This is a genomic window from Shewanella sp. HL-SH2 (assembly GCF_051164935.1).
GTDB classification, from domain to species: domain Bacteria; phylum Pseudomonadota; class Gammaproteobacteria; order Enterobacterales; family Shewanellaceae; genus Shewanella; species Shewanella glacialimarina.
Genome location: NZ_CP195035.1, coordinates 4,234,748 through 4,247,135, shown reverse-complemented (window position 1 = coordinate 4,247,135; position 12,388 = coordinate 4,234,748). Strand labels below are relative to the sequence as shown.

The following is a 12,388-nucleotide window of genomic DNA, read 5'->3' as shown; positions in this document are numbered from 1 at the left end:
AACGTAGGGAGCATGTATGTCTGTTTTAAAAACACCTTTATCTTTAGTCGCTATCGGCTGTGCGTTTACTTCCGTTGCCGTAATGGCGGAAGATTCTAGTTTGACTAACCCCAATATTAGTGCCGTGTTAGACGGTTATTATCAATCGGGTGATCGTGCAATGTCTGAACGTGCTGAAGGATTTGGTTTAGGTGAGACCGAACTGGCTATCAGTGCCAATATTGACGATATGTTTTATGGCAAAATGACCGCAGTATTAGCCAGCCACGGTGGTGATACTGAGCTGGAATTAGAAGAAGCCTTTATTCAAACTATGGCTTTGCCGGAAGGGTTATCTGTTCGCGCAGGGCGCTTCTTATCTGATGTGGGCTATCTGAATAACCAACATTTACACACAGACTCTTTTGCCGATCGCCCAGCTGCTTACCGTGCATTTTTAGGTGGTCATTATTTCGATGATGGTTTACGAGTGAGTATTGTTGCTCCAACTGATATTTACTGGAACTTAGGCCTTGAAGTGTTTCAGGGCGATAAAATGCACGCAGCTGATGAGCATGGTGAACGTGACTTTAGCAATTTAGGTGTATATACCGCTTTCACCAAGTTAGGTGGTGATATTGGTGTTGATAGCTCCTGGCAGCTTGGTCTAGCTTACCTTAGTAATGACAACGGTAAAGTGATTGGCGAAGAAGAAAACGATCATGTTGATGAGGGCGATGCTCACGGTGGGCATGATCACAGTGCGCAATATACCGGTGAAAATACCTACATTGCTGATTTTGTCTATAAATGGGCACCTAATGGTAATTATAAATATCAGCACTTAACTGTAAGTGGCGAATACTTTCGTGTGACAGACATTTTCGGTGTTGAAGAACTTGATCTGGACCACGCAGATGAGCACGACCATGGTATGTTAAGCGAAGGTGCTACTAACGACTATCATGAAGGTTGGTATATCAGTAGCGTGTATCAATTAAGCCCAAATTGGTCTGCGGGTTTACGCTATGGTCAAGTGGATACTTTTGAAGCTCATGGCGATCATTTAGATCCACAAAAGCTAAAAGAAACTGAAATCAGTTTAGCTTGGCACAACAGCCACTTCTCTACGGTTCGCATGCAATATACTCATCAGCAAGGGACTAATTTCGAAGGTTTTGAAGACGATAATATCATCACTTTACAATATGTTATGACATTAGGAGCTCACGGTGCACATCAATTCTAGAATGATTAAAATGGCTGCAGGGCTTGCGTTAATATGCTCGGCATCTGCCAATGCAGAGTTAAATGTATTTGCTTGTGAGCCAGAATATGCTGCATTGACGCTATCACTTGCGCCTGATGCAAAAGTGTATTCCGCTACCACAGCTATGCAAGACCCGCACTTGGTGCAGGCTCGTCCAAGCTTAATTGCCAAAATGCGTCAAGCGGATTTAGTGGTTTGTGCCGGTGCTGACCTTGAAATTGGTTGGCTACCTATGTTGCAGATGAAAGCATCTAACAACAGAGTTCGTTCAACGGATACAGGGTTATTCTATGCCGCCGAACATACCGACACCCTAGATAAACTCGAAAGTGTCGATCGTTCTATGGGGGATGTGCATGCTAAAGGCAATCCACATTTACATTTTGATCCGGTGAGAATGCTTGAAGTCGCTCAAGGTTTATCCGCTAAATTGATTCAGTTAGACCCGGACAATAAAGCGGCTTATACACAGGCTTTGAGTCAATTTAGTAGCCAGTGGCAAGCGAAAATTCCACAGTGGCAACAACAAGCACAAAGTCTGAAGGGTAAAAAAGTCATCGCCTACCATTCTAGTTTTCGTTATTTGTTTAACTGGACTGGGATTGAGCAGGTGGCAGACTTAGAGCCTAAGCCTGGTTTAGCGCCTACAAGCAGTCACTTAGCAACTTTACTTGCCCGTGCTGAAAAGGGAGATGTAATGGCGATAATCGTGGCATCTTACCAGGACGAGCGTGGTGCTGAATGGTTAGCGGAACGAGCTAATCTTAAGGTTGTTACTTTACCTATGTCAGTTGGCGGTAATGAGCAAAGTACTGACTTGATCAGTTTGTTCGATAGTGTGCTGTCGTTATTAAACGGAGTGAAATAACCCATGTTTGATTTCGAACTTGCCGCCATTTTATTACCTGCCTTAGTGGCAGGTTTACTCGTGTTATCCACTCATGTGGTATTAGGTCGGCAAGTGTTAAAACGTGGCATAATCTTCATTGATTTAGCCATAGCTCAAGTTGCCGCACTTGGTGCTATTGTGTCTCATATTGATCACGATATTGAGAATATACCTTTTTCACACGTGTGGATGCCGGCGCTGTTCGCGTTAGCTGGTGCGGGTGTGATAGCCTGGATGGCACGTAAATTTGAAGGTGAGCTTGAGGCTTTTATTGGGTGTTTTTATGTGCTTAGTGCAGTTGGGGCTATGTTGCTGTTAGCCAATGATCCCCACGGCGCTGAGCTGTTAAAACAGTTGATGTCAGGTCAAATATTGTGGGTGAGTTGGTCACAATTAATCTTACCAGCAGCAGTGTCTGCAGTTATTTTAGCCGCTATCGCGATTAGACCTAACTTACTTGACGGCGCTGGTTTTTACTTTCTCTTTGCGATTGTAATTACTTTGTCTGTTGAGCTTGTGGGGGTTTATTTAGTCTTTAGTTCGTTAATTTTACCGGCACTCGCACTGAATAAATACTTAGGTAAAGCTAGATTAGTATTGGCTTATATGGTCGGTATTATTGGTTATGTGAGTGGTTTATGGTTATCGGCCAGCTATGACCTGCCTAGTGGTGCGGCCATTGTTGCCACCCTAGCTATCAGCGCCTTGGTATTTAGATTAGCCATTGCACAAATGAATAAAACCTCGCCTTCAGCGATGAATTAAATTATTTATTATTCATCTATAAAGACTTGTTGTTCATAAATTGTCTGTATCTTTAGGCGAAATCGACGGTTTTCGTCGGTTTCGCCTTTTTTGAGCGTACACATGTATGCAAAATTGATTGAGTCAACTTGCTGGCATCGTTATACTGTCGCCAATTAATCCGCAGGAGTCTGTTGTGCTGCTAATCGCTCGTACGTTAATACTAGCCATACTATTGTGCCTTGCTTTTGTTTTGGTACTTATTTTATGTATCGTTCGTCCTATGCACCGTGACAATGTTCATGTGTTGGCTAGGATTTTTGCCTCAGTATCACCCGTGCTCGGCATTAAGGTGATCACCCGTCATGTGCAACCCGACGTAGTTAATCAACAGAATATCTATTTAGGTAATCATCAAAACAATTTCGACCTGTTTACTCAAACTTCAGCAGTGCCTAAAGCAACGGTAAGTTTAGGCAAAAAAAGCTTGGCTTGGGTTCCCTTGTTTGGGCAGATTTACTGGCTAACGGGTAATATTCTAATTGATCGTAAAAACCGTTCTAGTGCATTTGATACTATGGCGAAAACGGTTAAAAAAATGCAAGAAAAGCACCTGTCTGTATGGATTTTTCCGGAAGGAACCCGTTCTAGAGGCAGAGGATTACTTCCCCTTAAAGTGGGTGCATTTCACACTGCAATAGCTGCTCAAGTGCCAGTCGTGCCAGTATTAGCCTCTTGTCAGGCACATATTAAGCTAAATCGTTGGAACAACGGTGTGGTTATTGTAGAAATGATGGCGCCAATTACCACCCAAGGTGTAGATAAATCAGACGCAAAGGTTTTTGCTGTGCAAGTTCATACTATTATGGCTAAGCGTTTGGCTGAGTTAAATCTAGAAGCCGCTGAATTAATGGCTAAACCTACGGCTTAAGATAACGTATAATACACAGATTATTACCTTATCCATTTTTAAGTCATTTGGAGTACTTCATGTCCATCGAACGTCAGTTAAAAGAACAGTTAGCCGAAAACCGCGAAATTGTTGAGAACCTTATTGCTGATGGTTCTGAACCTGATGCTGAATACACAATTGAACATCATTTTTCATCAAATAATTTTGACCGTTTAGAAAAAGCAGCTGTTGAAGCATTCAAAATGGGGTTTGAAGTTAATGACGCAGAGGAAATGGAATTAGAAGATGGATCAATTATCTTCTGTTTTGATGCTATCTCAAATCATAAATTAGAGGTTTCTTTACTTGATCAAGCTTGTGAACAGCTGATTACAATTGCTGTTAAACAAAAGGTTGATTATGACGGCTGGGGTACATACTTTGTCGGTGATGTTGAAGAGGGTGATGAAGAAGACGATGATTATGACGACGAAGACGACTTCGAAGATGATTATGAAGACGACGTTGAAGATGATGATAACAGTGTTAAAAAGCACTAGGTTCAGCTGAATTTTATTTCAAAATTAGTGTTAGATTCAGTTTAGAAGGTCTTTTTAAATGAATCGCTATTGAAATGACAGACGTTAGTCTTAAACATAAAAACCACTCTAATGAGTGGTTTTTATGTTTAAGGGCTGATTAACTTGGTTTATCAGAAACCTATTCATTAGCGGTAAATACTACACTTTGGTTGCGACCATTTTGTTTGGCTGTATAAAGTGCTTTATCTGCACCTGATAACCAAATTGAGCTGTTCTCCGTACCAGGTTTAATTTCGTTAATACCCAGACTTACTGTTACCTTAATGATACGGTTATCACTTATAATTTCAGAGGCTTCAATTTTTTTACGTAATCTTTCTGTAAAATACAATGCGTCCGCTGAGCCTGTTTTAGCTAATACAATCGCAAATTCCTCTCCGCCATATCGGCCCGCACAATCGGTTTCACGTAAAGACTGCTTTAGTAAATGAGCAATATGCTGAATAACTTTATCCCCCGCTGGGTGCCCATATGTGTCATTTACACTTTTGAAGTTGTCAATATCGATCATCACCAATGTAGCGTGATCTTGATAGCGGATATGACGTTCATACTCACGTTCCATACAGTGTTGCCAGTGACGACGATTATGTAATTGCGTTAATCCATCTGTTTGGCTCAACTCTTCAAGTTGCTGGTTCATTGCTTTAAGCTGCAATCTATTTACTGCGACATCGCTTACATCGTAAACAATGATACTGATGTGGGTGATGTTACCTGTCAGTGAAGCGAGCGGCAGCAGTGTAATGTTTTGGTACATGAATTCAGCACGGCCCGTGATGGGGCGATAGTTTTTAAATTTAAACACGTATGGTCGCTGTTCCCAGCTGATGAAAGTGCGGTTTTTGAGCAAAAATACCGACTCCATTTTCTGTTTTAACCAGTCAGCTGGCACTTCCGGCAACTCAGTAAACAGGTTCTTGCCTTTAATAAAGTTCGGTGAAATGCCGCTATGGTTTTCCATAAACCCATTCCACAATTGTATATTGTAATTACGATCTAGCACAATTAAGCCGACATCAATGGTTTGTACCATATCGATAAGCCAGTGAAGTTCGTTCATCGCATCGTGATCATTTGACATATTAACAATATCCAACCTTTAATCGAGAAGATAACCTAGCTTGAAATTCAGCGTCGGTATTGAATCTTCGGTAAACAGTAGCAGCAAGTCGCATTGGATATTGTAATCTTCAATACGATAATTAATTTCCATAGCAAGCGTACGCTGCCACTTTTCAGAACTAGCATGTATAAGGTCGTTAACTGTACAGTGGCGGCCTAATACAATAGGGTGGCTTTGGCTAAACTTCATATCAAGTTGTTCAGATATACCACTTAAAAATGCACCAATGAGCACATTGCCGGTATCCATTAGTACTTCAACTTCGGTGTGAGTTTCTTCTTCACCGTTAATCTTCATCAGTTTTGCCATATCTTCAAAACTCGAATCATGAAACAGTAATAATGCTTCGCCAGCAACACCTGCCCCAATAAATCCCTGGCAAAGAGCTGATATCGATGAAGAGTCTTCAGTTGCCTTTAATGCCATTGTCAACTCACTGACTTCAAGCACGTTAACGTTTGGAATAGGTAGCACTACGAAAACATCAAGCAATTTTGACAATAAATCGGCTGCGCGCCCCATGGCAACGTTAGCAATTTCTTGGCAAGCATCACGTAGGTCGACTTTAACCATCGGCTGGATATCTGCTTCAGCACCCTGAGTAAGGGTGAGTATGCCGTATTCTTGTAAAATATTGCTGATAGCATCAGCGCTAACGGGTTTTTGGATAAAATCTAATGCACCTAAGGCTTTAACGCGCTCGTGGGCTTTTATTTGAATGTCACCGGAAACCACAATGATTAATGCAGGTAAGTCCTGCTGTTGAACGATTTGTAATACTTCATAGCCGTCCATTACTGGCATATTCAGATCAAGGAAAACGATTTCGCCTTTTCCTGCGCGAATAGCTTCAATGCCTTCGGCGCCATTATTGGCAAAAGTCACTTCCACATCCCAGTCTTTTGGGAGTGTACGTGCCATCTGTTTTCTTGCTAATGCAGAGTCATCGCATATTAGTACAGGAATGGTCATGTTGACTTGTTGTCCTTATTTTGCCTTGATGATGCAAGTATTTATTATCACGTGGGCAGCAATACAATCTGGGTGTTTATTTATTATATAAGACGTTTTACTACTTTATCTTTTATTCTAGGATACTCGTCAACAAGATGCGAAATTATTAATATTTTCATGCATACATTTAACAAGATAATTATGTATATCATGCAGTTTTTGACCAATTCTACTTAAAAATGCTGTAAAAAAAGTGAATGGTTTATTTATTGTATGTGCAGACTGTCGACTTATTGACCTTAGCCAATAAGTCGACATGTTATATCTATTCGCTATATACAACAAACATGTTAACCTAAAATCTGGACTGACCAGTAAGGAAATGTTTCATGGAAAAGGATTTAGTGACTTTCGAGATAAGACAACAGATTGCTTATGTTTGCCTTAATCGTCCCGAAAAAATGAATGCATTAAATTTTGATATGTTTGTCGCTATCGATAACACTATTAAGCGTATTGCTAAAGACCGTAGCATTAAAGCTGTTATCTTATCGGGCGCGCAAGGTAATTTCAGCTCAGGTTTAGATGTTAAAAGTTTGTCTAAAAAACCGTCGAATGCTGTTTCCCTATTGTTTAAATGGTTGCCTGGTAATGCAAATTTAGCTCAACGCGTATCGATTGGTTGGCAGAGACTACCCGTACCTGTGATTGCAGTTATTCAAGGTTGTTGTTTTGGCGGTGGGACCCAAATTGTATTAGGTGCAGATATGCGTATTGCAGAGCCTTCGGCAAAGTTTTCTATTATGGAAGCTAAGTGGGGATTGGTGCCTGATATGGCAGGGCTTGCCAGTTTAAGGCACATTATGGCTAAAGATAAAGCGCTACAGTTAACCTATAGTGCACAGATACTCACGGCAGATGATGCTTTAAAATATGGATTAGTGTCAGAGGTGACTGAGGATGCTATGGCAAGGGCTGAAGCTTTAGCTGCACAATTTATGCAAACATCACCCGATGCCATAGCGGCAATTAAACACAGTATTAATCGTAGCTGGGGCGCATCGGTTAGGCAGCTATTAAGTCGTGAGTCGTTAAGTCAGATACGTCTTTTAATCGGAAAAAACCGTGTTATCGCTGCAATTCGTCAAACTAAAAATCCTGAGAAATCTTATCAACCTCGTCAACCATGGTGGTAGAAGCGGCTCCACTCACCATTATTTGCCACAAGCGTTATCGGCCGATAACGCTTCTTGAAAATCCTTCAATTCGTTCAAGTGCTTCTTGCCAACCACTCGAGTTAGCTAAAGTTAAGTCTAATTGATACTGGCGATAGTATTTAATGGGTTTGACTTGGTTGTATTGCTTGCGCGCAGGTGCATTCGCTTGTGCTAGGGGGTGGGAGTCAGGTGAAACTAAATCTAACACTGGAATAGACATCATCACCAATTGTTCGGCTATTTGTTTACGTTGACTCGACTCTTCTATTAAGTCTTCATACTCTCGGTAGGGGTTTACTAAAATTAGCAGCTCAGGGCTTGGTATTTTTTTTTCAAAAAGTAAGTGAGTAACCATGCCTGCACTGTCATCAAAAGCGATGATGATTTTTGCGCCTGGGTATGGCTGGCCAATCGCGGTTAATTGATTTAATGCTTCAGTGAGGTTAGCTTGCTGAAAATTACGTAATTCGAGGAGTTGTGCTGAGTTATATTTAGGTACGGCTTGTTGTGCGGGTAGGCTGAGTTGCGCGTCACCGGCTTTTTTTATTTGTTCACTTTCTGTGGTGAAATTAGGTCTATATAACCCTCTCGGTGGAGTTAAACTGATGGTAGCCCAGCCCTTAGCATTGAGTTTATGGCGTAAAAAACCCACCAGTCCCATGCTTTCTGCCTGGCTGTCTGACGGCCCTATGATGATAGCTAAGCCAAATTGCTGTTTACCACTCCAGGGTCTGACTAATACATCTATTTCTTTTGCTTCTACGGTGATTTTTTTTATTTCAGCGGCGGGAGTTGGGGCAAATGAAGGTTGCGCTAAAACAGCTGTGGACATTAACAACACGCTTAACAATAAATAATACCAAGTACGTAATGAGCTCAAATTAACCTCTTCTTATTTATGTTATAAACCAGCTAGGGTACAAACTTGTCATACCAATAATAGCTTAATGGATTTAAAAAAGAAGCACATGCCTTTTAACGGGGCATGTGCTTCTTTTCTATGCCTATTCAAATAGATTTATTTAAATAGGTGTTAGGTGTGTTTACACGTGGCTCACTAATACCATGCGTATTGCATCAAGTTGCAGCTGGCTATCATCAATATATTCATTCAACTCTGCTATTTGGTTACGGATGTAATCCAGTTCAGCATCACGAATATTAGGGTTAACCGCTCTAAGCGCTTCAAGACGGTTTAACTCGCCACCAAGCTGATGACTCATTTTATCTTTAGCGTTGAGTACTAATTCAGATAACACCGCTTTTGCATGGCCTTCACCGTGGGCAAACAAAGGGTGCAATATTGGCTGGGAAGCATTAACAAGCTTGCTGGCAATATGACGATTAACAGCACTAAGTTGTTTATCAAAGCTTTTATAATCGACTTTGTCCGACATATTGTTGCCACTCTTATCCAGTAAAATGCGGATAGGAGTAGGTGGCATATAACGGTATAACTGAGTCGATTTTGGTGCCGAAGCATCGGCCATATAAATCAGTTCTAGAAATAAGGTTCCAGCAGGCAAAGCTTTGTTTTTTAATACCGCAACACTGGTTGTGCCTGTTTCTGAACCGGTAATTAAATCTAAACCCGTTTGTACGATAGGATGTTCCTGCGAGATAAAGGCTATATCATCGCGTGACAATGCGGTTTCACGATCGAACGTCACAGTGACACCATCTTCAGGTAAACCTGGATAAGTTGGATATAACATGTGCTCGCTTGGACGCAAGACAATAGTGTTTTCGCCGCAATCTTCTTGATCAACGCCAATAATGTCCCATAGGCGGATGACACTGCCAATAAGGTCGGTACTGCTATCATTGTCCGCTAGGCGTTTAATCAACGCATTAGCGCGCTCACCACCGTGTGAGTTGATTTCTAATAGCTTATCTCGACCTTGTTCCATTGATTTTTTCAGTTGCTGATATTGCTGCTTAGTGTGATTCAGTAGCAGTGTAAGTGCCTCTTCGTCGTCATTGGCCAACACTTGAGTTAACTCTTCAGCAAACTGATTAAATAATACATGTCCACTTGGGCAGGTGAGTTCAAATGAATTTAATCCATCGTGATACCAACGCATCAAGCGTTCCTGAGCTGTTCCCGCTAAGTAAGGCAAATGAATTTGAATGTCATTCTTCTGCCCAATACGATCTAAACGGCCAATGCGTTGCTCGAGTAAATCTGGGTTAAGCGGTAAATCAAATAACACTAAATGACTGGCAAATTGGAAGTTGCGTCCTTCAGATCCGATTTCAGAACAAATAAGCGCCTGAGCACCGCCGTCTTCCTGGGCAAAGTAAGCACCGGCTTTATCGCGCTCAATAATTGACATACCTTCATGGAATACTGTTGCCTGAATGCCTTCACGGGTACGTAGGGCTTCTTCAAGGCTTAATGCCGTTTCAGCTAAGCTGGCAATAATCAGTACTTTTTTACTGCGATGACTTTTGAGAAAATCAATTAACCAGTCAACACGTGGGTCAAACTTCCACCATGAGCTGTCGTTTTCAAAGGCTTGATACAGTTTTTCAGGGCTTAACGCCTGCAATGCCTTGGCTTCAGGTGTTTTAGCGCCGCCCATCATGTCATTCACGCGCTGAGCAGTAACATATTGTTCCGGCATTGTTTGCGGATAAGGATTAAAATGACGCTGTGGGAAGCCTTTTACTGAGGCGCGGCTGTTACGGTACAGTACGCGGCCAGTGCCATGACGGTCTAATAATTCTTGTAACAACTCGTCACGGGCTTCTTGTTGTTGTGTTTCATCAACACCAGTTGCTTGAATTAATCGAATGTTAGGCTCGATGTCTTTCTCTGACAATAACTCAGTTAAGCTGTTGATTGCATCTTGGCTTAAATTATCATTAGACGCCAAAGCTTGGGCTGCATCGGCAACATCTTTATAGCTGTTTTCTTCGCTTAAGAAAGCGTCGTAATCATAAAAACGATCGGGATCGAGCAGACGTAAACGAGCAAAGTGACTTTGGTGACCCAGTTGATCCGGTGTTGCTGTGAGTAATAAAACCCCAGGTACAACTTCACTGAGTGCTTCAACTATTTTATATGCACGGCTTGGTGCATCTTCTGACCATTCTAAATGGTGAGCTTCATCGACCACCAATAAATCCCAATCGGCATCTAATGCCTGATCAAGACGTTTCTTTTTACGCAATAACTCAAGCGAACAAATCACTAATTGCTCGGTATAAAAAGGGTTATCGTTATCGGCATAGGCTTCAACGCAGCGGTCTTCATCAAATACTGAAAACCTGAGGTTAAAGCGGCGCAACATTTCCACTAACCATTGGTGACGCAAGGTATCTGGTACTATCACCAAAATGCGTTCAGCACGACCGGTTAGTAATTGTTGGTGGATGATTAACCCTGCTTCAATGGTTTTACCTAAGCCGACTTCATCAGCAAGCAATACTCTTGGCGCATAACGGCGACCCACTTCATGGGCAATCCATTGTTGATGTGCAATTAAGCCTACACGTGGACCTTGTAAACCTAATAAATCAGAGGTGGCTAATTTGTGACGTAACAATTGACATTGGTATCGCACGCCAAAACGTTCTAAGCGATCAATTTGACCGGCAAACAAGCGGTCTTGTGGCTTATTAAAACGAATATTATGGCTCAGTAATGTTTCTCTTAAACTGACCTTTTCTTGGGTGTCGCTGTGGATCCCGTGATAAACAATAATTTGATCTTTTTGTTCAATTTCTTCAACGGTTAGTTTCCAGCCGTCACCGCTTTCAATGCAATCGCCAGGATTAAAAATGACCCTTGTTAATGGTGCTTCAGCACGGGAGAACATCCGGTTCTCTCCAGTGGCAGGAAATAATAATGTGACCATCCGGCCTTCAACTTGCACAACTGTGCCTAATCCTAGTTCTGACTCGGTATCACTGATCCAGCGTTGACCTAAAGCAAACGGCATCTTCAACTCTCATGTTTAAAGCGGGAAACAAAAAGGGGGCGTATATTATCTCAAACCCATCCAAATTTAAAATTTTAGCACTTAATTAGACAGATATTTTTAAATTATCCTAAGTTAGCGCTGAAACGAGCATTTTGAAGTGGCTTGGTTATATTGTGCTAGAGTGTAAAACACTGTAATTAAATACCTCATATAAAGGTCTATTCATTTAGATTCCAATGATAGGGTTAGGTTTTTGATGTTAAGCCACTATATTTCAACGCTAGATCAAGGTGTTTCATTTTTAACGCAATTGCAGCAAAGAGACTATTGTAAGTTGGCTGACGGTATGTCGAGCAGTATAGGTGTTCATGCTAGACATATTTTAGATCATTTTATGTCGTTACAGACTTGTCTTGAAACGGGTCTAGTTGATTATGAAAATCGTCGAAGAGGCTCACTGGTTGAAACCTCATTACCCGAGGCATTGAATCAATTTAATAATATAAAGCAGTGGATGCTAGCGCTGACTGAAGCGGATATTAGCCAAGTGGTGCTGGTTCATTCTGATGTTGGTATCAATCAAACTCATATCATTGAAGTAGAGAGTACTTTAGGCAGAGAACTTATGTTTGCCTGTAGTCATGCCATTCATCACTATTCAACCTTAAAACTGATATTCCAGTTAATCGGTGGTAAAACCCATGCTGAATTTGGATTGGCTCCTTCAACTACGAGTTTTAATCGAAAACAATGCGCACATTAAGCTGGTTTATCACTAAAAGCGGG

11 protein-coding genes are annotated in these 12,388 nt (G+C 41.4%); 7 read left to right on the top strand and 4 right to left on the bottom strand.

Annotated features, from left to right (window positions below; translation table 11 throughout):
- The first annotated feature begins 16 nt into the window (after nucleotides 1-16).
- From ACRWP9_RS18655 to rraB, 5 genes are all read left to right on the top strand, one after another.
- Nucleotides 17-1,228 (top strand): hypothetical protein, encoded by a 1,212-nt coding sequence (locus ACRWP9_RS18655; protein WP_434927233.1) that lies wholly within the window; start codon nucleotides 17-19, stop codon nucleotides 1,226-1,228.
- Nucleotides 1,212-2,117 (top strand): metal ABC transporter solute-binding protein, Zn/Mn family, encoded by a 906-nt coding sequence (locus ACRWP9_RS18650; protein WP_434927232.1) that lies wholly within the window; start codon nucleotides 1,212-1,214, stop codon nucleotides 2,115-2,117. Before ACRWP9_RS18655 ends, ACRWP9_RS18650 begins: the two co-directional genes overlap by 17 nt.
- Nucleotides 2,118-2,120: 3 nt before the next feature.
- A complete protein-coding gene (locus ACRWP9_RS18645; RefSeq protein WP_434927231.1) occupies nucleotides 2,121-2,903 on the top strand; it encodes a metal ABC transporter permease in 783 nt (260 codons plus the stop codon).
- A gap of 175 nt (nucleotides 2,904-3,078) precedes the next feature.
- Complete coding sequence (locus ACRWP9_RS18640) at nucleotides 3,079-3,813, top strand: 1-acylglycerol-3-phosphate O-acyltransferase (RefSeq protein ID WP_434927230.1); 735 nt, start codon at nucleotides 3,079-3,081, stop codon at nucleotides 3,811-3,813.
- Nucleotides 3,814-3,872: 59 nt separating this feature from the next.
- A complete protein-coding gene (rraB, locus tag ACRWP9_RS18635; RefSeq protein WP_434927229.1) occupies nucleotides 3,873-4,334 on the top strand; it encodes a ribonuclease E inhibitor RraB in 462 nt (153 codons plus the stop codon).
- 160 nt (nucleotides 4,335-4,494) lie between these two features.
- Here the strand turns inward: rraB and ACRWP9_RS18630 are convergent, their stop codons facing one another.
- Together ACRWP9_RS18630 and ACRWP9_RS18625 are read right to left on the bottom strand one after the other, a co-directional pair.
- Nucleotides 4,495-5,460, bottom strand: a complete 966-nt coding sequence (locus ACRWP9_RS18630) for a diguanylate cyclase (protein WP_434927228.1) — start codon at nucleotides 5,458-5,460, stop codon at nucleotides 4,495-4,497.
- A gap of 18 nt (nucleotides 5,461-5,478) precedes the next feature.
- On the bottom strand, nucleotides 5,479-6,474 hold the full coding sequence (locus ACRWP9_RS18625) for a response regulator (protein WP_434927227.1): 996 nt from the start codon (nucleotides 6,472-6,474) through the stop codon (nucleotides 5,479-5,481).
- Nucleotides 6,475-6,845: 371 nt separating this feature from the next.
- Here ACRWP9_RS18625 and ACRWP9_RS18620 point away from each other — a divergent pair, with 371 nt between their 5' ends.
- Nucleotides 6,846-7,652: a crotonase/enoyl-CoA hydratase family protein gene (locus ACRWP9_RS18620; RefSeq protein ID WP_434927226.1), complete on the top strand. Its 807-nt coding sequence runs from the start codon at nucleotides 6,846-6,848 to the stop codon at nucleotides 7,650-7,652.
- A 34-nt stretch (nucleotides 7,653-7,686) separates the two neighbouring features.
- Here ACRWP9_RS18620 and ACRWP9_RS18615 read toward each other — a convergent pair whose 3' ends face one another.
- Entirely contained in the window at nucleotides 7,687-8,505 is an 819-nt protein-coding gene (locus ACRWP9_RS18615; RefSeq protein ID WP_434927225.1) for a DUF3530 family protein, read from the bottom strand.
- Between the two features lie 211 nt (nucleotides 8,506-8,716).
- Nucleotides 8,717-11,620: an RNA polymerase-associated protein RapA gene (gene rapA / locus ACRWP9_RS18610; RefSeq protein WP_434927224.1), complete on the bottom strand. Its 2,904-nt coding sequence runs from the start codon at nucleotides 11,618-11,620 to the stop codon at nucleotides 8,717-8,719.
- Nucleotides 11,621-11,858: 238 nt separating this feature from the next.
- On the opposite strand from rapA, the gene ACRWP9_RS18605 reads away from it, so the two are divergent.
- A complete protein-coding gene (locus ACRWP9_RS18605; RefSeq protein ID WP_434927223.1) occupies nucleotides 11,859-12,365 on the top strand; it encodes a hypothetical protein in 507 nt (168 codons plus the stop codon).
- The last annotated feature ends 23 nt before the right edge of the window (nucleotides 12,366-12,388 follow it).